The sequence below is a fragment of the Rhodococcus sp. IEGM 1305 genome (assembly GCF_030058635.1).
In the GTDB taxonomy this organism is placed as follows: Bacteria; Actinomycetota; Actinomycetes; order Mycobacteriales; family Mycobacteriaceae; genus Rhodococcus_F; species Rhodococcus_F opacus_D.
Genome location: NZ_JASHKX010000003.1, coordinates 359,896 through 383,488, shown reverse-complemented (window position 1 = coordinate 383,488; position 23,593 = coordinate 359,896). Strand labels below are relative to the sequence as shown.

Annotated in this window: 22 protein-coding genes and 1 pseudogene; 8 read left to right on the top strand and 15 right to left on the bottom strand. The window is 64.8% G+C overall.

Annotated features, from left to right (window positions below; genetic code table 11):
* Positions 1-488: 488 nt before the first annotated feature.
* The 5 genes and pseudogenes from QM693_RS08435 (at position 489) to QM693_RS08415 (ending at position 7,435) form a co-directional block, all read left to right on the top strand.
* Complete coding sequence (locus QM693_RS08435; protein WP_283351979.1) at positions 489-2,171, top strand: AMP-binding protein; 1,683 nt, start codon at positions 489-491, stop codon at positions 2,169-2,171.
* 88 nt (positions 2,172-2,259) lie between these two features.
* Positions 2,260-3,558, top strand: a complete 1,299-nt coding sequence (locus tag QM693_RS08430; protein ID WP_283351978.1) for an MFS transporter — start codon at positions 2,260-2,262, stop codon at positions 3,556-3,558.
* Positions 3,559-3,744: 186 nt separating this feature from the next.
* Positions 3,745-3,955, top strand: a pseudogene (locus tag QM693_RS08425) (Re/Si-specific NAD(P)(+) transhydrogenase subunit alpha); the annotation flags it as partial.
* 18 nt (positions 3,956-3,973) lie between these two features.
* A complete protein-coding gene (locus QM693_RS08420; RefSeq protein ID WP_349307491.1) occupies positions 3,974-4,348 on the top strand; it encodes a WhiB family transcriptional regulator in 375 nt (124 codons plus the stop codon).
* 2,364 nt (positions 4,349-6,712) lie between these two features.
* Positions 6,713-7,435: a FadR/GntR family transcriptional regulator gene (locus tag QM693_RS08415; RefSeq protein WP_283335358.1), complete on the top strand. Its 723-nt coding sequence runs from the start codon at positions 6,713-6,715 to the stop codon at positions 7,433-7,435.
* 508 nt (positions 7,436-7,943) lie between these two features.
* Here QM693_RS08415 and QM693_RS08410 read toward each other — a convergent pair.
* From QM693_RS08410 to QM693_RS08390, 5 genes are read right to left on the bottom strand one after another with little or no spacing between them, the layout of a single operon-like run.
* A complete protein-coding gene (locus tag QM693_RS08410) occupies positions 7,944-9,113 on the bottom strand; it encodes an acyl-CoA dehydrogenase family protein (RefSeq protein ID WP_283351976.1) in 1,170 nt (389 codons plus the stop codon).
* Complete coding sequence (locus QM693_RS08405; protein WP_283351975.1) at positions 9,110-9,880, bottom strand: enoyl-CoA hydratase/isomerase family protein; 771 nt, start codon at positions 9,878-9,880, stop codon at positions 9,110-9,112. The genes QM693_RS08410 and QM693_RS08405 overlap by 4 nt, the downstream gene beginning before the upstream one ends.
* Entirely contained in the window at positions 9,877-11,082 is a 1,206-nt protein-coding gene (locus tag QM693_RS08400; RefSeq protein ID WP_283351974.1) for a CaiB/BaiF CoA transferase family protein, read from the bottom strand. The genes QM693_RS08405 and QM693_RS08400 overlap by 4 nt, the downstream gene beginning before the upstream one ends.
* A 41-nt stretch (positions 11,083-11,123) precedes the next feature.
* Positions 11,124-12,059, bottom strand: coding sequence for an acyl-CoA dehydrogenase family protein (locus QM693_RS08395; RefSeq protein ID WP_182624933.1), 936 nt, complete (start codon positions 12,057-12,059; stop codon positions 11,124-11,126).
* Positions 12,056-12,826, bottom strand: a complete 771-nt coding sequence (locus QM693_RS08390) for an enoyl-CoA hydratase-related protein (RefSeq protein ID WP_005242237.1) — start codon at positions 12,824-12,826, stop codon at positions 12,056-12,058. Before QM693_RS08390 ends, QM693_RS08395 begins: the two co-directional genes overlap by 4 nt.
* 143 nt (positions 12,827-12,969) lie before the next feature.
* Between QM693_RS08390 and QM693_RS08385 the strand changes: the two genes are divergently transcribed.
* Positions 12,970-14,436, top strand: coding sequence for a 3-hydroxyacyl-CoA dehydrogenase (locus QM693_RS08385; RefSeq protein ID WP_283335353.1), 1,467 nt, complete (start codon positions 12,970-12,972; stop codon positions 14,434-14,436).
* A 78-nt stretch (positions 14,437-14,514) separates the two neighbouring features.
* On the opposite strand, the gene QM693_RS08380 is transcribed toward QM693_RS08385, so the two are convergent.
* Genes QM693_RS08380 through QM693_RS08370 form a run of 3 tightly spaced genes read right to left on the bottom strand, consistent with a single transcriptional unit; the run spans position 14,515 to position 16,804 of the window.
* On the bottom strand, positions 14,515-15,606 hold the full coding sequence (locus tag QM693_RS08380; protein ID WP_283351973.1) for an alpha/beta fold hydrolase: 1,092 nt from the start codon (positions 15,604-15,606) through the stop codon (positions 14,515-14,517).
* 57 nt (positions 15,607-15,663) lie between these two features.
* A complete protein-coding gene (locus QM693_RS08375) occupies positions 15,664-15,906 on the bottom strand; it encodes a hypothetical protein (RefSeq protein ID WP_283351972.1) in 243 nt (80 codons plus the stop codon).
* Positions 15,896-16,804, bottom strand: a complete 909-nt coding sequence (locus tag QM693_RS08370) for an alpha/beta fold hydrolase (protein ID WP_283351971.1) — start codon at positions 16,802-16,804, stop codon at positions 15,896-15,898. Before QM693_RS08370 ends, QM693_RS08375 begins: the two co-directional genes overlap by 11 nt.
* Here QM693_RS08370 and QM693_RS08365 point away from each other — a divergent pair.
* Both QM693_RS08365 and QM693_RS08360 read left to right on the top strand, forming a co-directional pair.
* Positions 16,740-16,991, top strand: a complete 252-nt coding sequence (locus QM693_RS08365; RefSeq protein ID WP_283351970.1) for a hypothetical protein — start codon at positions 16,740-16,742, stop codon at positions 16,989-16,991. The two genes, QM693_RS08370 and QM693_RS08365, sit on opposite strands and share 65 nt — an antisense overlap.
* 440 nt (positions 16,992-17,431) lie before the next feature.
* Positions 17,432-19,237, top strand: coding sequence for a zinc ribbon domain-containing protein (locus QM693_RS08360; protein ID WP_283352174.1), 1,806 nt, complete (start codon positions 17,432-17,434; stop codon positions 19,235-19,237).
* Here QM693_RS08360 and QM693_RS08355 read toward each other — a convergent pair.
* The 7 genes from QM693_RS08355 to QM693_RS08325 all read right to left on the bottom strand — a co-directional run bounded on the left by QM693_RS08355 (position 19,192) and on the right by QM693_RS08325 (position 23,591).
* A complete protein-coding gene (locus QM693_RS08355) occupies positions 19,192-19,449 on the bottom strand; it encodes an alpha/beta fold hydrolase (RefSeq protein WP_283351969.1) in 258 nt (85 codons plus the stop codon). The genes QM693_RS08360 and QM693_RS08355 overlap by 46 nt on opposite strands.
* 10 nt (positions 19,450-19,459) lie before the next feature.
* Positions 19,460-20,026: a GNAT family N-acetyltransferase gene (locus tag QM693_RS08350; protein ID WP_005242260.1), complete on the bottom strand. Its 567-nt coding sequence runs from the start codon at positions 20,024-20,026 to the stop codon at positions 19,460-19,462.
* A 164-nt stretch (positions 20,027-20,190) separates the two neighbouring features.
* On the bottom strand, positions 20,191-20,526 hold the full coding sequence (locus tag QM693_RS08345; protein WP_061700483.1) for a carboxymuconolactone decarboxylase family protein: 336 nt from the start codon (positions 20,524-20,526) through the stop codon (positions 20,191-20,193).
* A 100-nt stretch (positions 20,527-20,626) separates the two neighbouring features.
* On the bottom strand, positions 20,627-21,004 hold the full coding sequence (locus tag QM693_RS08340; protein WP_283351968.1) for a cupin domain-containing protein: 378 nt from the start codon (positions 21,002-21,004) through the stop codon (positions 20,627-20,629).
* 239 nt (positions 21,005-21,243) lie between these two features.
* Complete coding sequence (locus QM693_RS08335; RefSeq protein ID WP_005242263.1) at positions 21,244-21,630, bottom strand: cupin domain-containing protein; 387 nt, start codon at positions 21,628-21,630, stop codon at positions 21,244-21,246.
* Positions 21,631-21,723: 93 nt separating this feature from the next.
* A complete protein-coding gene (locus QM693_RS08330; RefSeq protein WP_283335343.1) occupies positions 21,724-22,698 on the bottom strand; it encodes an alpha/beta hydrolase in 975 nt (324 codons plus the stop codon).
* Positions 22,699-22,718: 20 nt separating this feature from the next.
* Complete coding sequence (locus QM693_RS08325) at positions 22,719-23,591, bottom strand: NAD(P)-dependent oxidoreductase (protein ID WP_283335342.1); 873 nt, start codon at positions 23,589-23,591, stop codon at positions 22,719-22,721.
* Between the last annotated feature and the right edge of the window lie 2 nt (positions 23,592-23,593).

Here is a 23,593-nt window from a genome sequence, read left to right as displayed (position 1 = left end):
TGCGTCGGCGAGTGTTCTCGCGCTTGCCACGTTCGGTATCGTCAGCAACTTGATCAGCGGCCGGACCGGTGGCTCCCCCTCGCGGACCGGTCTCGCACATCAGGTGCTCCGCTACTTCGCTGGAACGTCCGTCCGTCTTGCGCGTGAACGCATGTTTTCTCGCCGGAGTGGTTTGTTGCGGTCGTGGGGCGGCACTACTCACCCCGCTGTCCGCGGGGTCGCCGAAGTCGATTCCAATCCAAGGGCAGCGCGAGCTCTCGGCATCCGAGTTGCCACTCGTACGGTTATCGAGTGTTGCGGCTTGTCAGTGCCACAACGGATTTCGCTCGCGAAGCACGCCAAGGCGGCCCTCGACAGCAACATCGCCGCGCTGCGCGGCGAGGACCCTACGGCCCAGTGCCGGTCAACCCGTCCGCACATCAGGGTAAGCGTCGAGTGGAATCAGTTGTGATCAGTCTTCCTTGTACAGAACAGTTTTCGGAGGCGAAATGAGCTCGACCATCCAAGGGCTACCCGAGGGCAGCATCGTGCCGGATACTGAAGCCCAGCGCCGGCTGGACACCGGCCAATGGTCGGTCACCTCGTTGAGTACGTTTCTCGACGATGCGGTAGTCAAGTACCCCCAGCGGGTGGCGGCGGTAAGTGTTGACCACCATGGTCAGGCGGTACGGGAGATGACGTTCGCGGAGCTGGACGAGATGAGCCGCGGGGTCGCGGCGGGGCTACAGGCGCGGGGCGTGCGTCCCCGTGACGTGGTGACGGTGATGATGACGAACTCGGCAGAGTTTCTCGGGATCGTCTACGGCATCCTGCGGGCGGGTGCGACGTACTCGGGAATTCCGATCACGTATGGGACCCACGAAGTCGAATTCATGACCAAGACAACCGGCACAAAGATGCTGATCGTGTCCCGCTTCCACGGCGGTCGCGACGTCGTGTCCACGGCAATACCCGCGAGAGTGCGCGACGACGAGGGACTGGAGGTCGTGATCGTCGGCGAGCCAGTCGGTGACACCGTCACGCTCGATTCCCTGATGTGCCCAGCCGACACGTTCGAGCCGGTTCCCGTCGACCCTCTCGGGATCGCGCAGCTCGCCTTCACGTCGGGAACGACGAGCGAACCGAAGGCCGTGATGAATCTGCACACCACGCTTGACGTGGTGGTTCGCGGCTGGGCCGCCCATGTCGGGCACGACTCACTCGGGCAACCGATGCGCAATCTCGTCATGTCGCCAGTCGGACATTCGACCGGATTCTTCTGGGGAGCCCTGCTGACGGTGTACCTCGGAGGCACGGCGGTCTTCGTGGAGAAATGGAGCCCGGAAGTCGGGGCACAGATCATCCACGGGGCTCGCATCACCTGCATGGTCGGCTCACCGACTTTCCTGATCGACTTGCTGCGGACCGCCGGCCTCACCCGAGAGGAGGCTGACACGCTCGCACTTATCGTCGTGGCCGGTGCGCCGATCCCGCGGCCGCTCATGGCCGAGGCGGAGCGAGCGCTCGGATGCGCGGTGATTCCCGCGTGGGGTATGACCGAGTTCGGTATTGCGGTCTCCGGCCGCCCGGGTCTCGGGAACATCAACCGCGAGACCGATGGTGTGCGGCTCGACAGTGCCGAGATCAGCATCCGCGATCCCGAGGGTGCCGAGGCGCCCGACGGCACCGAGGGTGCCTTGTGGCTGCGTGGGACGGGCATGTTCGTCGGGTATTACCACCGTCCTGAGGCGACGCAGGAGTCGTTCGACAGCGAGGGGTGGTTCGCGACCGGCGACACCGCGGTGCGTGATTCGCAAGGGTCGGTGACCATCACCGGCCGCACCAAAGACATCATCATCCGTGGCGGCGAGAACATCCCGGTGGGCTCGGTCGAAAGCCTGATCTTCCGACATCCCGCGGTGACCGAGGTGGCGGTCGTCGGTTATCCCGACGAGCGGCTCGGTGAACGGGCATGTGCATTCCTGCGTTGTCAGGCGGGTACGTCGTTGAACGTCGACCAGCTCCGGGATTTCTTGACCGAGTCCGGCCTCGCCAAGCGGTACTGCCCCGAGCGGGTGATCGTCGTCGACGATATGCCGAAGACCATGAGCGGAAAGATTCGCAAGGTCGAGCTGCGCGAGCGACTCGCCGTCGGCGCGAATGCACAGCCAGCCGGAACCGTCAGCACGTGATTCTAGTGGCTCAATCTGCACCGGTAACCTACTCGACTTTCACTTTGATTGAAGGTGTTTGATGTCCGGGTCTCCCTCCCCTGCCGACGTGAGGCGCGTTGGTCTTGCCAGCCTGATGGGCACGACGATCGAGTACTACGACTTCTTCGTGTACGGCACCGCAGCTGCGCTGGTGTTCGGTCAGGTCTTCTTTCCGACCTCGAATCCCCTGACCGGGACCCTCCTGTCGCTCGCGACATTCGGGGTGGCATTCGTGGCACGCCCGCTTGGTGGAATCATTTTCGGCCATCTCGGGGATCGTGTGGGCCGCAAGGCCGCTCTGGTGACAACCTTGTTGATGATGGGGGTCGCGACCGTCGCGATCGGGCTGGTTCCCTCCTATGGTGCCATCGGGATCGCGGCGCCGATCCTGCTCGTCGTCCTTCGGTTCGTGCAGGGCATCGCGCTGGGAGGTGAGTATGGCGGGGCGGTCTTGATGACAGTCGAGCACAGCCCGCCCGGCAAACGCGGCTTCTACAGCTCCTGGGTGCAGACCGGCGCCCAGTTCGGACTGATTATTGCCAATGTCGTGTACCTGATCGTCGGATCGGCGATGGGCGACGAGGCCTTCCTGAGTTGGGGATGGCGTATCCCGTTCTGGGTCAGCAGCCTGCTGGTGATTCTTGGGCTGATGATCCGGCTGCGGCTGGAGGAAAGTCCCGAGTTCAAGGCTCTCAAAGAGTCCAACGACATCCTTCCTGCCCCTATCGTGGTCGTCTTTCGTCATCACATGAAAGAAGTTCTGTTGATCGCCGGCGCCGCCGTCGGCAATTCCGTGACGTTCTACGCGGCGACTGTGTTCGGTCTGTCTTACGGGGCCACAAAAGGCTTCAGTCGCAACGAGATGCTGGTGATCATCATCGTGGCGGCGGCGTGGGTCATCGCGGCGAGCATCTTCGTCGGCGCCCAGAGCGACCGCTTCGGCCGAAAGCCGATTTTTATCGTGGGCAACCTGGCGATCGCCGCGACGGTCTTCGGATGGATGAAGGCCATCGACACCGGCAATCAGGCTGTGGTGTTGATCGCGTATCTGGTACTGCTGACCGGTTATTCGATGACGTGGGGCACCATCGGTGTCTTCTTCGCCGAAGCGTTCCAGGGTGCAGTCCGGTACACAGGCCTGTCGCTCGGATTCACCATCGGCGTCATCGTCGGTGGCGCAGTGACGCCCCTGGTTCTCACCAAGCTCGTCGCCGACACGTCGTCGGCGATGCCAGTAGTGCTGTGGGTCGCCGGGTCGACGATCCTCTCAGCCCTGTGCGCCATTCCCATGAGGCAGATCGACGACGGCGTGGGAGGGGTCGGTACCACGCCCAGTCGAACCGGTCGAACGGCTCCACAGCTTTGACAGCAGCACCCATCTATTGCAAACTGCCATAGTACGTCCCAAGAGGTTTCGTCGGTCCCCGTAGGGCCATCGCTGTGGTCGCTGTAAGAGAACTGTCGCCAGGAGCCTTCATCGAAGGACATGCGACGGGGGCATCATCGAGGTCATCGAGCGATTCCGCGTCAACATCTCCAACGAGTATGAGAACGCATTTCCCGGGCGCAGTCCATGGAAGCGCTCAGCTCGACGGCCGACATTGCCGACTACCGTGCTGTCGTGGGGGGCCGCCCACACGTTCGGTCGGTACTTCACCGGTCAGGTCATCGCCGCGGGCAAGTTCCCACCGGCCAAGGTTCTGATCGCAGGACCCGGTGTCGCCGCGAGCAGCCTCGGTGCGATCGTGCGTACAACCGATCCCGAATAAGAGAGGACCGAGATGCGCACTACAGCAGACTCTTCCGTATCGTCCCGGCTTCCCATGACTTGGTTCTGGGACTGGCAGCTCCGAGCACGCTGCCGCGGGATGGACATCAATGTCTTCTTCCCCCTGGATGACGAGACGCGCGGTGACCGTCTTCGTCGAGAGCGCGTTGCCAAGCAGATATGTCTCGGCTGCCCCGTCCTACGCGAGTGCCGCAGCTACGCTGTGGCGTCGCTGGAAGGAAGCGGGATCTGGGGTGCCACTTCCGAAGTTGACCGCCGGTACCTGGCCCGCTCGTCGCCTCGGCGGACCGGCGATCCAAAAACCACCCACCCACGAGTGCCGCCACAGCATTTGGCGCCAAGAGGATTACGCAGGCTCACCGGGTGAACAGCCTCGCCGAGTAGCGTGAGTGCATATGTGGGCAGACGCGAGCCCGTCCTCGACCATAACGAAGGCTCAGACAGGTCGCACAACTTTGAACGATTGAACGTAACGCGCATCATTCACTTCGTTCGTCGCCGACGATCACCGTTCTGAATACGCGGTTGAATCTAGTTGCTAACGAATCGCGTGCTGGCCAATGCGCCATTCGCGAGACCTCCGCGTGGGAGCGCCCTCGGGAGAGGAGGCGAATACCACTGATTGATGGGTCGTTTCAGGGTCTGCTGATCGTTGTCGCCTCTTCGTCGCGATGGATTCATATTTGCCGGCGTGACGAGCATGGTTAATGACTTACAATTATCTAAGTGGGTCCACCATGCCAACGGTAGACGTGACGCACAGTATTCCCGTTGATCAGCCCCGCCCGGAGCTTTACAGCTCGGAACTCCACGGCTGGTGGGTAGTTCGTTGCTTTTGCAGAGGTGACTGCACCACTCAGTTCGATCGATAGGAGCGCAATGCCCGAAGGCAACCAGAGAAAGTACATGGAGCAACAAGGACTCGGTGCATGTTCCACGTCGCCGCCCCTCTCCAGCGCCGGTACACGTATGGCCGACATCCCAGTAGCTCTACGTAAGCATGGGAGGGATTGGCGTTATCGTCGACGCGCAGAACTGCAAAGGGCACTCTTGGGACTTCCCCACCCAAGCGCTGATCCACAGGATTTCATTGGATTCGCCCACTCCTGGCTGCCGTATGGCGGCGCGCCGGACGAGGACATCTTTGAGAAGTTCGGGATGACACGTACACGCTTTATCGAACGACTCTGGCACACAATACGGGAGTCTCATGCCGATCCACGTCTCTCTGCGAGGTTGGCCGCCGTTTACCGTCCACCTGGCACAGGTTGGAGAAAGCCAGTAACGACTGGCACAGGTTGAGAAGCCAGTAACGAACGACCCGAATGACTTTCTGAGAAACTGAATAGCACGACACGAAACGTATTACAACGTTGATGATTAAGAAATGCCGTGAGCCGGCGTTCTCCTCGATGCGGGAGGTGCAATTGGGTTCCGGGAGATGGGGACGATCCAGGTCTGCTGTGCGAGCAACCGGCCAGGGGCAGCCTGCCCGGGGTGACGTCCTTGCACCGAGTCGGTTGACGTGCTCGACGAGGGTTGCGTTCGCGGTCGGATTCTTCTCGGTGAGCCGTGGGACCCTGTTGCGCACATCCCGTCGGTAAACGTCGTTGTGGAGCGCACGGTGCCGGCGAGGAATCCATTGCCGAGCAGACTGAACGGGACCAGTCCGATTCCAGCCCGGCCAGGGTTGGCAGATCTCCCCGTGTCCACAGCAAGTACTCGCTGCAGGACGGCGATCCGCTGATGTCACGGAAGATTCCCCGGACAGCCCGAAGTGCCGCACCTTGCCCTCATGGATCAACTCCCCTACGGTCCCCACGACGTCCTCGACAGGCAGGCACATCTGAGTCGACGCGGTGCTGGTAGAACAGGTGCTTCGGTGACGCCTCGGGGATGCGACGTATCCGCTCTGGTCGGCTCGAGACGGAACCGTGTTGCCTTCGATGCGCCAACCACTTCGTGGCAATTACGACCTGGTCACGAACCGGTTCAACTACCTCATTGACGTTGGGCTGCGGGTCGACGCGACCACATCTAATCCTGCTGTAGGCCGATCGCCAGGGGATCACGTTGGCGAGCACGGTCTCTACGATTCCCCGGCGACAGGGCAGCATCACGGGCCCCGGTAGTCCCGCACCGTGCGCAGCCGACGGCCGACCGTGGTGATTCGCGGCACCGCACCACCCCGTAGCAGGTCGTCGCGACCCGAGGGAGTTCTCGTCGAGCGCCCTTCCTGTAGTGGTGGTTCACAGGGTGTCCATCGAAGGCAACCTGGAGAAGCTCCCGGCCACCGGACGCGCTGGGTGGTCGATGCACAGGGAGCCAGACCAAGCCGGACTGGCGATAGGTCGCCTGATGACAACATGCGCGAGCTCATGCCCCCTACGGGGACCGCTTTTGTACGGCCTGCATCCTGTCGGAGCAGGTCAGCGTACGGGAGCGTTTGTCGCACACCTGCCCCACTCGGGTTCTAGGAATTTCAGTCTCCGGATCGACTCGCGACGTTCCATTTGTCTCGCCCAGCGCATCCATCGACTACAATCTACAATACTGTCATATCTTTTACGTAGTCTGCGTGGGATGTAGGGGAGCCAGATGTTTACACCACAGCAAAAGGGATTCCCGCCGAGGTGATCGCGCACCCCTTGGAGGACGCCTGCATCTGCGAGACTGTAGGACAATTGCCGACCGCCGAACGGTCGCGCGTCCAACCACAACTGGAGACCCGATGGCATCTACCGCAAACAAATCCTTCAAGGCGACGCAGGTCACCCGGCCGCGAGATCAGGTGGAGGCACAGCTCCGGGAAGCGATCTTGGACGGTCGTTTCGCGCAGGGCGACAAGCTTCCGCCCGAGACCGAGCTCGCTCAGCTGTTCGGTGTGAGTCGACCCACCGTTCGCGAGGCCCTCGGCGCCCTCGTCAGCTCTGGGCTGATTCGCAAGATCCCTGGCGTCGCTGGCGGCAGTTTCGTCAACACCGTGACGCCCGACTCTCTGAGCCAGATGCTCAGCGAGTCAATGGACACTATTTTGCGAATTGGCGCGCTAGACGTCGACGAGATCACCGAAGTCCGTCGTGTTCTCGAGATCCCCGCCGCGCAGTGGGCGGCGCGCAACCGCAGCGATGAGGATATCGCCACGATGCAGTCAGTCATTGACCAGCAGAAGAAGATCACCATCGACGACCCGAACATTCCGGAATACGACCTGCGTTTCCACACCTCCATCGGTTTCGCCTCCGGCAATCGCCTGCTGGCCGCATTCATCGCCGCGGTGCACAACGCCACCCATCCAGCGCAGTTCCTCGAGGTCACCCGCGATGTTGCACAAAAGACAGTTCGGCAGCACATCGCCATTGCCAAGGCCATCGAGTCAGGCGACGCGGACAAAGCTGGGGAGGAGATGCGCAAGCATCTTGACTTCGTTCTTCGCTACTCACTACCTTGCTGATTCTCAAGAACTGCGTGAAAGTCTTCCGAAGTTAGTTGTTGTCCGACAAGTAAGTTGCAGTTTGCTCATCCGCCGCCAAATGACCCGTCGCCCGGTGGTAAGGCAGCGAGGGGACCGCAGCCGCGGTCCCCTCGCTGCGACCGTTGACTGGCCACTATCCGGGTGCCAGTCAGCGACGTCGGCTACCGATCGGGCTCTCCGATTCGGTGCAACCGGCCTGGAAGCGCCGCTGATGACTCGCTTGAACGATGACAGTGTGGACGTGGTCGATATCCCTGCGAAGCTGGCCGCGCGGGGGCGGCTGCTCTCCAGCAGTCACGGCCAAGAGAAGTCCGGTCGACGCTTCGAGTTCCGTTTAGCGGAACCGGTGTCTATCGTCGCCGAGATCGGGGGCGAAGGCCCGTGCAACGGGCCTCCACTCCACGCCGTCGCTCATCGGCGGGTCATGGTCGGTGGTCGTTCCAGTCGATCTATACCCCCGGCTCGAGTTCCCGCCTCTACCTCCCTCTCACCCGGCAGCCGTCTCGCGCGCCGCGGTAAGTCGGGTGTCCCGGGCCACGAGCATGCTTTGTACCTGGTTAGTCCCGTCATAGATCTCTGCGATCTTCGCATCGCGCAGCCGACGTTCCGCGCCGACCGAGACTCGGTCACCGTCGGGACCGAGCAGTTCGACACAGCTCGCCGCAACCCTGGTACCCAGGGTGGTGCAGTGCATCTTCAGCAGTGAGACCTCGGCGACCGGTTCGTCTGCACTCTGGTCGACCTGATCGGACACCGACATCAGCATTGCGCGGGCGGCAGTGATCTCGCCGCGGAGACGCGCAAGATCGAACTGGAGATCCTGCGCTTCGGCGACCTTCGACGACAGCAAATCACGCTCCATTGCCCAGGCAACGACGGAGTCGAAGGCGCCCTGTGCGAAGCCGACGCCCTGCGCGGCGGCACTGATGCGCGAACGGGTCACCGAACGCAGTAGCAACGCATAGCCTTCGCCCTCAGCGCCCATCCGGGCGGCCACCGGAATCCGGCAATCTTGGAAGGACAACGCAACGGTGGAAGCGCCCTTCTGCCCCAGCTTCTTCATCGGCGCCCCGGCTTCGAATCCCGCAAGTCTCGCGGTTTCCAGCAGGAATGCGGTCACTCCGCCCTTTCCTCGCGAGGGGTCCACCGTCGCGAAGAGGACTATGACGTCCGCTCGATCGCCGTTGGAGATAAAGGTCTTCTCGCCGTTGACGACGTACTCATCGCCCTCGCGACGGGCCACGGTGCGCATCGCCCCGACATCCGAGCCGGCTCCAGGCTCGGTGAGCGCGATCGAGCCAACAGCCGACCCGTCGCAGAGCCGGGGAACCCAGGTCTGGATCTGTTCCGGGGAGCCCTGCAGCTGGATCGGGTGGGCGCAGTGCATCTGCGTCATGTACACCGTAGAGGTGGAACCGCAGGCCGCGGCGATACGAGACAGCGCCTCGGCATAGGTTGCCGTGCTGGTTTCTGCACCGCCCAGGGACTTCGGGGCCAGCATGACGCCGAGCCCGGATTCCGCGAGATCGGCCAGCCCGGCTGTCGGGAATTCGGCGGCGATGTCGACCGCGGCCGCCTGCGGTTCGATCGTGCGCTCGATCACTCGGTCAACGGCGTCGACCACATCTGGATCGACTGACGCCCACTGTGATTTCATGATTCCTCCCGCTCGAAGATCGGCGCCCGACGCTCGGCGAAGGAGATGATCCCCTCCTGGCCGTCACGCGAGGCGATGGAGATCGCCGCCAGCGCGGCCTCGTGATCCAGTGCGGACGCGGCGAATGCCGGACGCGCGGCATCGAGGATGTTGGCGGTGCCGCGGCGGCTCCCGGTGGCAATTAGTTCGGCCAGACGGCGTGCTTCCGTCGCGGCTTCGGCGGGTGCCAGTGGCGGCACCGACAGCAGGCCGATCTGCCAGGCCCGATCGGCGTCGATCCGCTCGCCTCCCAGCATGAGTAGCAGCGCGGCGGGCTTGCCCACCGACATCGCAAGCCGTTGCGTACCACCGAATCCTGGAATGCAGCCGATACGCGCCTCGGGCAGTCCGAACCGGCTACGACTCGATGCCACCACCAGGTGGCAGGCGAGCATCAGCTCGAAACCGCCGCCGAGCGCGTAGCCGTCGACTTCGGCGATGACGGGAACGACAGAGTCGGCGATCGCCGACATGGTCCGCTGTCCGGCATGGATGAAGGCCTGTGCGTCCTCGACCGGAAGGGCGCGGATCTCATCGAGGTCCGCGCCGGCGCTGAAGGCGCGTTCTCCTTTACCGCGGATCACGATGCAGCCCACCGACGTGTCGTGGCGTGTTCCCTCGACCGCGTCTCGGATCTCGCGCAGCACCTGCGCGTTGAGTGCGTTGAGCTGTTCGGGGCGGCTGATCTCGATGGTCAGCACTCGCCCGTCGTGCGAGGTCTCGATCACGGAACCCACAATGTCTCCCTTCCTACCAGTTCGGAGATGGTCTTCTCATCGAGCCCGATCTCGGTGAGGATCTCGCGGCCGTGTTCGCCGCGCATGGGTGCCGGAATCCGGGCTTGCCGGTCTTCGGGATCGGACGCCAGTCGCCATGGCGCGCCCACGCCGCGGAACACTCCCGCCACCGGGTGCTGGTAGTCGACGATCGCCTTGCGTGCCTCGACTTGTGGGTCGGTAACCACTTCTGACAGGAAGTTGATCCGGCTACAGGGCACCCCGACGTCTTGCAGCAGCTTGAGCGCCTCATTGGAGGACAGTGCGATCAGGCGTTCCTGGAAGGCTCCGACGACCTCTTCGCGGTTGGCCCGGCGATCGGCATTGGTCGCCAAGTCCTCGCGCTGTGCCAGTTCGTCCAGTCCCAGCGCGGCGCAGGACCGCTGCCAGTGCCGATCGTTGCCGATCGCGACGACGATGGGCCGGTCCGCGGTACGCATCGGCTGGTAGATCGCCACCACCGAATCGGTGCCACCGCAGGGCTTGGGTTCTTCGTCGCCGGCCAGGAAGCTGGCAATGCGCGGCGACATGAATGCCAAGTCGGCCTCCAGGAGAGCGACGTCCACGATCTCGCCTTGGCCGGTCTGCTGCTGACGCACCAGTGCCGCAGCCACCGCGAAGGCTGCAACGGTGCCCGCGGCCACATCTGAGAGCGCGGTGCTGACCCGCTGTGGGACTCCGTCGACGCCGGTCACGCTCATCATCCCGGACCGTGCCTGGGCAATCAGGTCGTAGCCGGGCAGCCCGGCATCCGGACCGGTGAGCCCGAAGCCGGAGAACGCGCAGATCACCAGCTGTGGGAACCGTTCGCGCAGGCCGTCGAGACCGAGTCCGTGCTTGTCCAGTTTCACCGGGTTCAGGTTCTCGATGAAGACGTCGGCGGACTCGAGCAGCTGGAATAGGACCTTGCGGCCCTCCTCCCCGCGGATGTCGAGACACATGCTGCGCTTATTGCGGTTCACCGAAAGGAACCAGGCTGCCTCACCATTGAGAAAGGGCGGCCCCCAGCCCCGGGCATCATCGCCCCCCAGAGGTTCGATTTTGATGACGTCGGCACCCATGTCGGCAAGGTACATCGAGGTCGTCGGTGCGGCGTAGGAGGAGGAGATGTCGACGACTCGCACGCCGTGCAATGGCCCGCTGCCTGTACTCATGCTCGTCTCCTTCGCCTCTGCTGATCTGGTTTCATGTGACGTCATTGGTGCCGTCCCGTCCGCGGACCCAAGCCGCGTTCGGCGACCCGTGCGACGTGCAAGCGTCTGCCGCCGGTGCGCGCCTGGATGCCGATTGCGTCACGCAGCAGCCCGGTGAGCGGGTACTCGTCGATGTAGCCGTAGCCGCCGTGCGCCTGAATGGCGTCAATGCACACCGACGTCGCCGCACGTCCGGCGGTGGCGGCGAGGTTGTCGATCGAGGTGCGGTCCTCCAGTGCCCGATCCAGGGCAGTCTCGACTCCAGCCACCGTGAGATCCATGTCGGCGACGAGCGCGCGCAGCCCGGCGAAGGACCCGATTGGCACTCCGAATTGATGCCGTTCGAGCACATAGGATTGGGTCTCTGAGACTGCTCTTCGGGCTACGCCCGCGAGAGCGGCGCCGGTGAGCAGGTCCCACAGGAAAGCGGCCTCGGCTGCGGAGCCTTCGAGGGCGGCGGCACCGTCGGGAATCGTCACCGAGACGAGGTCCGCCCGCTGCAGCCCCGTGCGGGCCTCGTGGTCCACCGACGGTGCCAGATCCGCCCAGGGCACCACGTGCAGGGAGGACGTGGTGCTATCCAACACCACCACCGCGTCCGGTCCCAGGGCGCCGGCCAGCACCGGACGCGATCCCGGAACGGCGAGGGCGAAGGTCGGTTCGGTGGCGGCCTCGGCATCGATGGCACGATCGGCCACGTACCGGCTCGCCAGCACGAACGCCAGCGAGGGATCGGTCTGGGCGACGGTCCGGACGGTGTACGCCAGCCACTGGAGGGCGTCGGGTTCGTCCGCTGTGTCCCGCGCGAGGTCCAGGAGGCCGGTCTCGCTCAGCGAGTTCCGCATGGCAGACAGCGCACTCTCGCCGTCAGCTGCCGAGGCGACGACCTTCGAGACGACCGCGAGAAAGTCTGTGAGCTCTGTGCTGACTGAAGTCACCGGTGGAACCTCGCACGGTCGGGTTCGCGCCGCTGCTCGAAGGACTGCGACATCTCGTCCGCTTCCTGGGTGCTGCGGTAGGCCGTGAGCAGCAGGTCGTGCGCGATGCGCGCCTGCCCGACGACGCCTGAGTGACGACCGGAGAAGGCGGTTTTCAGCGCGCTGAGGGCGAACGGGCCTCGCTGCCGGAGAGTTTGAGCGATCTCGTGGGCATGTGCCACCGGGTCGTCGGCGATGTCGTTAACTAGTCCCATGTCGAGCGCCTGCTCGGCAGTGTATTTGCGGTTGAGGTACCACATCTCCTTGGCCCGTCGCCGGCCGATCGTTTCCTCCAGGTACCAGGTGCCATAACCGGCATCGAAGCTGCCGACCATCGGGCCGACCTGCCGGAATATTGCGTGCGGTGCGGCAACGGTCAGGTCGCAGACCACCTGCAACACGTTGCCCCCGCCGACCGCGTAGCCGTTAACCGCTGCGATGACGGGCTTCGGCATGGTGTCGATGAACTCGTACAGGTCGATCACCGGCATCACGCTGGAGTAGTCCAGCGAGGCAAGCTCCTCGTGTTCGCCGCCGATGCAGAAGAACTTGTCTCCCGCGCCGGTCAGCACGGCGACGTCGATGCTCTTCGTCTCACGCACCATGCGGAAGGCGTCGAGAAGCTCCCTCGCGGTCACGAAGCGGAGCTTGTTGGCGTTTTCCGGGCGGTTTATCGCGATGGTCGCCACCCCTGCATCCACAGTGACGACGATGTCCTCAAATGTCATAGCACTACCACTTCCGCAACGTCGGTCTGACCGTGGCCAGCCCTTCCTAGTTGGTAACTTGTTGACAGCAAGTTATATTATCTTACAGATAGTTGCAAGGGTCCCCACCCTTTTCAGCGAGCCACGAACCGAGGAGACGCGATATGACCACAGCTTCCACCCCGATCTGCGTAATCGGAGCGGGCACCATGGGACGTGGGATCGCACAGGTGGCACTGGCCGCGGGCCATCCGGTGAGCCTGGTCGATCCGCAGCAGGCCCAGCTGGAGGCCGCCGCCACCGAGCTCGCGGCACGCCTCGCCAAACGCCATCCGGAGGTCGCAGCCAACCTGGATGCACAGCTAGGCACATATGCCGCCATCGATCAGGCCCCCAACCACCCGGACACCGTTGTGATCGAAGCCGTCCTCGAGTCGCTGGAAGTAAAGGCCTCGGTATTCGCCGCAGCCGCCAAACACTTCGGGGACCGGTGCATCCTGGCCACCAACACCTCCTCGCTGTCGGTAACCGAGATCGCCGCCCGCTCGCCGCTACCGGATCGCGTGGTCGGATTGCACTTCTTCAATCCGGTTCCGGTGATGAAACTGGTCGAAGTAGTCACCGGCCTGCAGACCGATCCGCAGGTCACGGATCGCATCGACGAACTAGCCGTGACCTGGGGCAAACAGGTGGCGCGCGTCAAGAACGCCCCCGGCTTCATCGTCAACCGGGTCGCACGTGGCTTCTACGGCGAGGCGCTGCGGGTCCTGCAGGAACAGGCCGCCTCGCCCGCCACGCTGGACGCCGCCCTGCGGGGCGCCGGGCAGTTCCGGATGGGTCCGTTCGAACTGATGGACCTGATCGGCAACGACGTCAACGCCGCAGTCACCCGATCGGTGTGGACCGCGTTCAACTTCGACCCACGCTTCGAACCCTCCCGGATCCAGGACGAACTGGTATCCGCAGGCCGCTACGGACGCAAGCGCGGCCACGGCTTCTACTCGTACGCCGAGGACGCGGCCCCTCCGTCTCCGGCTCTCGTCCGCCCCGGCGACCTTCCCGGCACCGTCGGCTTGCGCGGACAGTGTGGTCAGCTGAAGGCGATCATCAGCCGCGCGGACATCGCCGCCGAGCCGCTCGACGGTGACGGCACCGAGCTCGTACTCGACGAGGCGATCGTCATGGTCACCCGCGGACTGACCGCCCACGCCGAGTCCGCAGCGCGGGGAGGGGCGCCGGTGGTGGTTATCGATCGATGGATCTCGGCGGAGAACGCCACCGGGCTCGCGGTGGCCGCGTCGCATCCCGAGGCACTGTCGACGGTCGCGGCGTTACTGGACCGCGCGGGCATTCACGCGTACCCGGTCGACGACGTCCCGGGTCTCATTGCGGCCCGGACCCTCGCGGTGATCGCCAACGAGGCCTGGGAGACGACCCTGCATGGGGTCGCGACCGCCGATGACATCGATGTTGCGATGCGGTTGGGCACCAACTACCCGGCCGGCCCATTCGAGTGGACCGCGGCCTGGGGCACGGGCGCAGTCGTGGGGATCCTCGACCGGCTGTGGGAGACGTACCACGACACTCGCTACCGTACGAGCCGAGCCCTCCGGGACGCCGCCGTCGTCTGACGCGGCAGACGCACAAGAGCACCCTCGTCAGAAGGAAGGGAGGTGCTTCCACCTGGAAGCACCTCCCTTCTTTCCGGCTCACCGCGGTGGGGTATCCGAGTGCCGCCTGAGCCAATCGACCACCCCCGGCATGGTCTTATTCCGCGCGGCTGACCCCATCAGGGCGCCCGCGTGGCCACCGGGGATACGCAGGATCTCCACGTCATCGGACCCAACCAGCTCGGCGAGTGGTTCCGAGTTCGCGGGCGGCACGAACTCGTCCTTCTCCGCGATGATCATCAACAGCGGAATGGTGATCGAATGCAGGTCCACGGGCCGGCCCGCCAACTCCGCTCCCCCGTTGACCAATCGATTTTCTCGGACGTAATCCTCCACCATCTCTACAAAAGATGGTGCGGCCATCGATCGATGGTCCCACGCCCAGTGATTGATGGCGCGGTGCGCGTCGGCGTAGCCGTCCCGCCACAGGTTCTCCCACAACGTGACGTACTGGACGATGTCCGAGGTCGGCTGCAACAGCCGGAACATGCCCCGGACGGCATCCTCCGGGACGAGGCCCGTCATCTCGTCCACCACATGGCGGGTCTCCAGCCGGCCGTCCTTGAAGCCGGTGAGAAACCCGGGGGCATGGTCGTAGTCGCAGGGCGGAGCGAACAGAACCGCGTTCCGTACCGGCACGTTGCTCCGGCTGCCGAGCAGCAGAGTCAGCATGAGCGAGCCCATGCAGTAGGCCCCCACCGACACCTCGTCGGCGCCGGCGATCCTGCGCACCGCATCGACAGCAGGCACGAAGTAGCCGTCCATATACGTTCCGAGGTCGTGCTCCCCTTCAGCCGCCTCCGGCCGTCCCCAATCGAACAGGAACACGTCGAAGCCCTCCGCGACCAGTTTCTCCGCCCATGAGTTTCCCGGAAACAGGTCGAAGATCGCCGAGTCACCAACCAACCCCAGGAACATCAGTACCGGTGGCCCATGCCGCACGTCGTCATTGCGGTAGCGCCACAGCTTCGCCTTCCCGAACGACCACACTTCGTCCTTCGGCGTATTACTCACCTGAGGGGGCGGGCGCCGCGCGATCAGCTCGATGCCCCGCCGGGCACGCAACTGCGTGCGCTCGACCTCACGAACCAGTCCGCGTGCGATATCCACCACCGGGCCGATCGGACTCATTCTGAATCCGTCGACTCTCGCTCGGTGACGGCCTGTTCACGACGCATGGCCAGCAGTTCACGTTGCACCTTGATGATCCCTGCGCAGAACGCGCACCTCGGCATGGGACGGGATCCCGACCAGGTGCAGACCGAAGCCCACCACCGCCTCGACGGGGGCAATCACCGCCTTCTTCACGCGTCCCACCTTGAGGGAGAACACTTGGAAGTCCGCGGAGCTGGTCGCGTTCTCCAGCGGGGCGCCGATCCGACGCTCGACACCGTCGAATGCCTTCCGCCACAGAGGCGACTCAGCGGCCATCCCCGCCACGCTCCTTCTCGAGCGGGTACCGCCAACGGACCAACGCGTTGGTGTACTGGTACGGATATGCGCTCCACGGTGCGGACCGCACCATCCCGGCCATCTGTTCGGGAGTCACGACCTGCGCCCCCGTCCACGCGGAACTCTCATCGTGGTGGTCTGCACCGAAGAACTCGGCGATGGCGTTGCCGGCTCCTGAGGCATCGTCATGGAGCATGTAGTGTCCCCAGCCCTCGAAGATGCGCAGCCGCGCGTTCGGCAGGTAGCCCGCCAGAATCGCACCGTTCGCCATCGGGATGATCCGATCACCGGATCCACTCAGGACCAGCGTCGGGTGGGCGACGGTAGGCAGCCATGGAAGGCTGTTGAACCTCGACATCGCCATCATTTGCAGCGTGTACCCGCGCATTGTCGGCGCCGCGCCGTGGTGCCAATCGGCCATCAGCTCCTTGAGTGCGATGCTGTTCTTCTCCTTCGGGGCGAGGTTCACCAGCTTCATCGTCGCCCGGTACGCGACCTTGGAGTGGTGCCGCGCGGGGGTCATCACAGCCATCAGCGCCAACATCGACCCCGGTACCGCTCCGGCTCCGCACGTCGCGCTGACCAGCGCCAAGCGTCGCACCCGCTCCGGCGCCTGGCGGGCGAGCTGTTGCGCGACCGCGCCGCCGAGTGAATAGCCGAGCACGTCCGCGGATTCGTGACCGAGCGCGTCGAGCACCTCGAGCGCGACATCGGCGATGTACGACAGGCTCTCAACTGTTGCCTCGATATCTAATACTACCCAGTATGTTCTGGCACTATCTGCGACGCGAATCGGTGAGGCTGCGGAATACTTGGGCCCTTCGGTAGTTAGGACGCGCAAGGCGGCATCGGAGGGCCGGTTGCCGTCTCGGCGCACCGGTTCGGGTCACCGAATCTTTGACCGCGCGGACCTCGACGCCTATCTGGTCAGGCCTGCATCGGAGTGTGCGGGAGCGACGCCGGAGAGGGTGGCGGCACTGTATCTGCCGGGTGTCGGGCTCGACCGGGCAAGAGGCTTCGCTGGCCCATCAGGAAAAGATGTTGCGGGAGAGCGCTCCTGGTGAGATATATCGGGTCTGCATGGGATCGCGGTTCGGGACTCGAGGGAGCGGCGGGGTGGGCGCGGCCGGATGCTCGACGACGCGGCCGAGGCGGGGTTCACGGTGGTGCGGGTGGTGTGGCGGGATCGATTGGCCCCCGGTTCGCCGGTGGCGCGGATCGACCGGTACTTGTCGGAGGTCGGCGTTACAGTCGGGTTCTGCGAGACAAGGGCGAGCTATCGCCGGTGGAGGAGTTGATGGATGACGTCATCGTGTTGCTGGCATCGTTGTCCGCCCGGTTGTAATCAGCTGCGGTCGATACAGATTCAACACCGACTCCTTCAACACCGGCTTCGGGGCGATGCCGCCGCACGGTGGCGGAAGGGGTAACCGGTGAGCATCTCGGCAGATCAGGGTCTTCTTCAAATGCGAAAGTGCTCGCCGATCGTGAATTGCGCCCCGGCATGACCGGGCCGGGATCGACTGCGCCGCGGCAATTCGCGGTCACCACCCGCGCATACATGGCAGTCGACGACGCGACCGGCGAGCCGATCGGACTCGACGACGTCGACACCCGGGTGGGGTGGCTGCTGGACCTGATCGCCGCGGCCGGTGCCGAGTTGGTGTCGCGGCTGTGGCAGCCGGCGACGTTCGATGTGCTCGCCGCCGGCCTGGACCGCCAGGACCGCAGGCTCCCCGCACAGGGTCACGTCGCCGCGGCCCGCCTCGGCTGGACTCCGCTCTACCCGGACGGGGTCTATGTTCCGTCGCGGGTCACCCGGGTGGTGACCGCGCAGGTGATGGCGACCCTGCGGACCCTGTCCTACCGGGACACCGCGATCGCGGCGCTGTCGGCCCGATTCGATCCGGCCACCGGGGTTGTGGCGCCGCCGACCGAACCGGGCGACTCTGTGCCGGCGGGTTTCGTTCGGGGTGTTCGGCGCCAGCTGATTGCCCGCGCCCGTCGGGACGGCGGGGTACCGGCCGGCCGGTTGCGGATCACCGAGGTGCAGGGTCCGCCGCAGACGAGCGCGATGGCCCGGCTGTCGGCGGCCGATCGGCAGCTCGCGCAGATCACCTCGACGGAGCGTGAGCTGGTGTTGACGGTGAAGCTGCCCACCAGCCCGACTCCGGCGGGGCGGGCGCAGTGGAGCAGGGTCCGGCTGACCGCGGCCATCCCCGAGCATCTGGACGGTCGCCCTGTCACCGATTGGCATCTGCCGTCCCTGGTCCTCGACCGCCGAGGCCTGTTGTGGCGGTGCGCGGCGACCGAGTTGGCGCCCGCTGCGGATCTGACGGCCGGGAGGGTCGCGGTCGGGGTGGATTGGTCCCCGACCAGTCTGGGTGCCGCCGCCACCGCAGCGCAGGGCGCTGAAGGGTTGTCCTCGGATTACCGGGGTTGGACCTACGACGACCGCGGGCTCGGGATCAAACTGGCACGCCTGCAGGCCGAGGGGCAGCTGCTGCATGCCAAGGCCGCGCGGTTGACACGGCTGGCCGCCGCCGCCCCACCCGAGGTCCGCGCACAGTTGGAGGCGAAGATCGCCGTCCTCGACGCTCACCGCACCGCGGTGGGCGTCAAAAGAGGCAAGATCAACCGGGAACTGGCCTTCCACTTCTCCCGCCAGGTCACCGAGTACGCCACCGCGGCGGGCGCGCAGGTGATCGCGGTGGAAGATCTCACCACCCTCGAGACCCGCGGCCATGGGCGGGTGAACAACAATCGGGCCGCGCAGTCCGCCCGCCGCCAGGCCGTCGCCGCCCTCGCCCACACCGCCGCCGGTGCCGGTATCACGGTGGTCTCGGTGCCGGCCCGAGGTTCCTCCGCACTGTGTCCGGGCTGCGACGAACCGCTCTCCCGCCCCGGCGGCTATCACGACGCGTGGTGTCCCCGCTGCCGGGTCGGTGGTAACCGAGACCATATGGCCGGGGTGAACCTGGCCAAACGCGCACTGCTCGGCAGAAACAAAGCCACCAGACGGCGTGGGCAGATGCCCGCGGTCCGGGTCGCCGAACACGCGCCGGTGCGCCGGTGCCGGGACAAGAACGGTCCAACCCCGAGTAGGCCGCGGCATCGCCGGGTCCGCCGCAGCCTGCCCACCGTGCCACAGCGGATGGGGGTGAATCCGAAACATCATGTTCCTGCACCACAAGCGTCGGTGTGGGACACGGTCAAATCCAGACCACCACGAGGTGGTGCGGGTAGCCGTGACACACGTACATTTCAGGCGTCCGCCATACTAGTGGCAGATAGTATGAGATCTACGTAGACGCTGTACGGCAGATAGGGCGCCTGCGAGCGTCCCACACCCGGCGCATCGAAGGTGATCACCTGGAAGTCCTCGAGGTGTGGCAACAGCGGCCCCCACATCGCGACGTTCGCCCCCAATCCGTTGATCAGTAGCAACGGCGGTCCCTCGCCGTGGACGCGGACGCGGACCTGCCGCCCGGAGATATCCAGGTACTGCTCGTTCACGGTCATCGTCCCCCACTCATCCGGCCACCTCGTCCATGCCCCACAACCGATTCCGCGCCTGATTCACATCCACCCGATGGGTGAGCAGCATCAAGTCCCGGTTCTCACCGTCGCTGTCCCGAACGAAATCGACGAGCAGCGCCTCCGGCTCGAACCCGATGTCCTGGAACATGGCGACCAACGCATCCTGTGCCGCGATCACCTCGACGTACACGTGGCTGCAGCCGAGCTTGACCGCCTCCAGCAGCGCCGCACGGGCCAGCGCCCGCCCGACACCGCGGCCCCGATACGCCGCACCCACCACGACGCGGATCTCGGCGACGTGCGACGACCAACCCTCCCCCGCGAAAGCACCCGCCAATCCGGCGATCTCACCGGCACCGTCGAGCGCGGCCAGCCGCACTGCCGCCGTCTCCCGTTGGTAGTCAGCGAAAACCTTCACGGGATCAGACAGGTCCTCCTTGAGGAAACGTCGTCCCTCACCCGCCAAGGCCATCGCAAACCGCGTGAACGCGTCGAGGTCCCCCGGTTGCAGCGGCCGCACGACCGCTTCGGCCCGATCGTCAAGCTCTGACGGTGTCATGTTTCGTCACACCATTTCCCGGGTCGTCAAATATCACTCTATTCACAGCTTGTCTCGCATGACTCAGCGGCCGCCAAACGAAACAGTCCCGCCATCCGACTCGGACGGGTGGGATTGCAACTCCTCAGCGCCATACCGAATTCGGCGCTCATCGCGCACCGAAGTCAGTCCTCTTCGGAGCCGAGCACTTCCTGCGCGACGGCCATCGCGGCCATGGCCTTCGGCCAACCCGCGTAGAACGCGAGGTGGGTGATCACCTCGACCAGCTCGATGCGTGTCGCCCCGTTGTCCCGCGCCCGCACCAGGTGATAGCGGAGCTGCTCCACGTTGCCGCCCGTCACCAGGCATGCAACGGTGATCATGCTGCGCTCCTTCGCGCTGATCACCGCGCGCTCCCACACTTGGCCGAATAGGACGTCGTCGGTGAAACCGATCAGCCCCGGGGCGAACCGCCCCAGCGGATGCCGATCACCGCTGGGGCGCTGGTCTTTCTCCGACATCTGCACTCCTCATCCAACTGTTCGCGACACTCGCCGCAGGTCTCACAATCGTTGCGGGCCGACCACTGCGGGAATCACCCGCGCAGCAACGCCCGGTTCATCAATCGTTTCGGTGCGCTGGCATCATCGTCGTGACCACCGTCGTCGGGCGGTCACTCCGGTTCTGCCACGCATGGCGTGTACCGCGCTGAACCATCGTGTCACCGGCGCGCAGTACCGTCTCCCCTTCTTCCATGACCGCCCAGATCTCGCCGTCGATCACGGTCATCACGTCGATGGTCTCGGTGGTGTGCATTCCCGGCACGGCGCCGCCCTCCGCATTTCCGGGGCCGTAAATGTCCGCCATCGCCGCCGCGTACGCTGCAGCGGCCTCGGCCGAGATCGAGCTATCGGGCGGAAAGACCGTCGTCCGCACCACGACACCGGTGGCGGGTGGGGCCAACACCACTTCGTTTTCCAGCGTCGACTCGGAGTTCACCGAAATCGGCAACTCGTCCTCACGCCACAACTCCATCACCAGGGTCCCAGTCGGCCGACGTGTCCAGGGACTCGCCGGCCCGTCGGACGAAACAACCGACCTTCCCTCGTCATTCACGCCGGTCACCACAACCCGGGCCAACGCCGGCTCACCGCTACTCGTCATGCTGATACTCCTTCCATTCTGTGAAACAGGGGCGGGTGAGATCGGAGCAGTAGCCCCATCTCACGGCGCCGCGGTCAGGCCCGAGCCTCGCCGTACTCGGCGTCGGTGACCTCGGATTCCCAGTTCGTGGCACCCAGGGTGACCGATGTGTGCAGCATGAAGCGATCGTCGGCGGCACCGTGCCAGTGACGAACGCCGGGCGGAGTCCACACCATGTCGCCGGCGCGAACGGTGACAATTCCGTTCTCGTCGGACACATGCCCTTCGCCAGCCATGACGATGAGCAGCTGGCCGCCGACATGCGAGTGCCAATAGGTCCGCGAACACGGCGCGAAAAAGTTGTTGCCAATCGCCACCCCGTCGGTCGGCGCCATCACCATGTCGCGCCAGGCCTCACCGGTGAAGGTCCCCTGCGCCAGGGCGGACGGCTCGCTGTTTGCTCCCCTGATAACTGTCAACATGGAATCGAAACTACTTTCTCTGTATATGCGTTGTTATCGTCTGACATTTTACACATTGCTCGAACGTGCATGCACGTATTCCGTCCGTTCGGGTCACCCACCGCGTAGGGCTCTACCGAGGCGAGTCGCGGCCGTGAGAACCATGTCCTTCGCAGTTTCGATGAGCGCAAGATGGTGGGCGAACCCGTGCATCTGGTCGTCGGCCACGAGGAGCGTCACCGGCACCTCGGCTTGCCGCAGCAGTCGTGCGTATTCGATCCCCTCATCCCGGAGCACGTCGTACTCCGCAACGCACAGCACCGTCGGGGGCAGGTCCGCCAGAGAACCCTGGAGTGGAAACAGGTGGGGATCCTCGCGCACCCACTGCGACGGTAAGTACGCATCCCAGATCCACTTCATGAACGACCGATCGACGGTGAACCCGGGACCACGTTCGCCGTAGGAGGGCGTCCCCGGGTCCCAGTAGTCGAGCACGGGATACAGCAGGAAGTGCGCCGCGAGCTGGCGCGCGCCCCGCTCTCGGATCCGTTTCGCCAGTGCGGTCGCGATGGTCCCGCCGGCGCTGTCGCCGCCGAGAGCGAATGCGCCCGGCTCAACATCGAATTCGTCACTATTGGTGAGCAGCCACTCGAACACGACATCGCCATCGTCGATCGCAGCCGGATACGTGTGCTCGGGGCTCCTCCGGTAGTCCACCGAGAAGACGCTGCACTGCGCGACCTCGGCGATAGTCCGGCACAGTTCGTCATGCGTATCGAGGTCGTTGAAGACCCAGCCGCCCCCGTGGAAGAAGACGAGCGCAGGGTTCCGATGGCCGGGCGGCCGATAGGCACGCACTCGGATACCCCGATCCCCGGCGGGAACGATGAAGTCCGCGACGCGCAGCGACGACGGCTCGGCCTGCCTGATGAGTGCCGAGCGCATGCGAACACGAGCAGCCTCGAGTGGAATCTCGTAGGACGGGGGCAACTGGGTGGCGGCCACCCGCATTTTCTCCGCCGCTGGGTGCAGCGCCTTCGGGCGCAGTTCGTCCATGCTCACTCGGCCCTCGGATTGATCGCTACCCATCCCGGGAGGGCCGCACGATGTCAACCACGGGGATACCACTCGGCCATGAGCTGACTCTGATCCGCATCGCCGCCGAACCGCTCGATCGCCGTCTCCGTCATCTCTTCCACGAGATGTCCGATCGGCGTCGCGTGGTTCATGCTCGCGGCGAGTTCGTTTGCCAGGTGAACATCTTTCCGCATGAGATCGAGGGTGAACCCCTGCAGCTTGTAATCGGGCTCGCTCAGCAGAGTCGGGAACGTGTACTCGGTCGTGTAGTTCCGCCCGGTCGAGCTGTTCAGCACCGCGACGACCGTGGACTGCTCGATACCGCACGCCTGCCCGAGCCGGATGGCCTCCAGCGCGGCGAACCGATTGCAACTGTTCAGAAGATTGTTGACCAGCTTCATCGCGTGACCGGCACCGACCGGCCCCACGTGATGGACGTCCGGCGTCACCGCCTCGAGCACCTCGACAACCTCTGCGAACACGTCGTCGTCGCCACCCACCATCAGGGTCGCCGTACCCTCGCGGGCCCGCCGGACACCGCCCCCGATCGGCGAATCGAGGAACTTCACTCCACGTTCGCCGAGGGCCGCAACGACCTGGTAATCCGCCGTGGGGGTTCCGGTGGTGATATCGACGACGACGGTGCCGACGGCGAGGTCCTTCGCGATCCCCTCGTCCCCAAAGAGCAACTGATCGACATGCGTCGGAGCGGGGAGGCACAGGAACACGACCCGACACGTCCGGGCGATCTCGGCCGCGTCGGTGAAGGTGGCGCCGGCGGCGACCAGTTCGTCCGCAGCCACACGGTTGCGATCGTTGACGTACAGATCGAAGGGCTCGACCAGGCGGCTCGCAATCGCGGAGCCCATCGCCCCGATCCCGATGAATCCAATCTTCTCACTCATAG

Bases quoted from the DNA above. Each gene is read 5' to 3' on its own strand.
- QM693_RS08420 (WP_349307491.1), top strand. From the start codon at position 3,974: ATGCGCACTACAGCAGACTCTTCCGTATCGTCCCGGCTTCCCATGACT.
- QM693_RS08435 (WP_283351979.1), top strand. From the start codon at position 489: ATGAGCTCGACCATCCAAGGGCTACCCGAGGGCAGCATCGTGCCGGAT.
- QM693_RS08390 (WP_005242237.1), bottom strand. From the start codon at position 12,826: ATGACATTTGAGGACATCGTCGTCACTGTGGATGCAGGGGTGGCGACC.
- QM693_RS08380 (WP_283351973.1), bottom strand. From the start codon at position 15,606: ATGAGTCCGATCGGCCCGGTGGTGGATATCGCACGCGGACTGGTTCGT.
- QM693_RS08350 (WP_005242260.1), bottom strand. From the start codon at position 20,026: ATGACACCGTCAGAGCTTGACGATCGGGCCGAAGCGGTCGTGCGGCCG.
- QM693_RS08410 (WP_283351976.1), bottom strand. From the start codon at position 9,113: ATGAAATCACAGTGGGCGTCAGTCGATCCAGATGTGGTCGACGCCGTT.
- QM693_RS08400 (WP_283351974.1), bottom strand. From the start codon at position 11,082: ATGAGTACAGGCAGCGGGCCATTGCACGGCGTGCGAGTCGTCGACATC.
- QM693_RS08355 (WP_283351969.1), bottom strand. From the start codon at position 19,449: ATGACCGTGAACGAGCAGTACCTGGATATCTCCGGGCGGCAGGTCCGC.
- QM693_RS08330 (WP_283335343.1), bottom strand. From the start codon at position 22,698: ATGGGTAGCGATCAATCCGAGGGCCGAGTGAGCATGGACGAACTGCGC.
- QM693_RS08325 (WP_283335342.1), bottom strand. From the start codon at position 23,591: ATGAGTGAGAAGATTGGATTCATCGGGATCGGGGCGATGGGCTCCGCG.
- QM693_RS08375 (WP_283351972.1), bottom strand. From the start codon at position 15,906: ATGGCCGCTGAGTCGCCTCTGTGGCGGAAGGCATTCGACGGTGTCGAG.
- QM693_RS08360 (WP_283352174.1), top strand. From the start codon at position 17,432: ATGACCGGGCCGGGATCGACTGCGCCGCGGCAATTCGCGGTCACCACC.
- QM693_RS08415 (WP_283335358.1), top strand. From the start codon at position 6,713: ATGGCATCTACCGCAAACAAATCCTTCAAGGCGACGCAGGTCACCCGG.
- QM693_RS08335 (WP_005242263.1), bottom strand. From the start codon at position 21,630: ATGTTGACAGTTATCAGGGGAGCAAACAGCGAGCCGTCCGCCCTGGCG.
- QM693_RS08345 (WP_061700483.1), bottom strand. From the start codon at position 20,526: ATGTCGGAGAAAGACCAGCGCCCCAGCGGTGATCGGCATCCGCTGGGG.
- QM693_RS08385 (WP_283335353.1), top strand. From the start codon at position 12,970: ATGACCACAGCTTCCACCCCGATCTGCGTAATCGGAGCGGGCACCATG.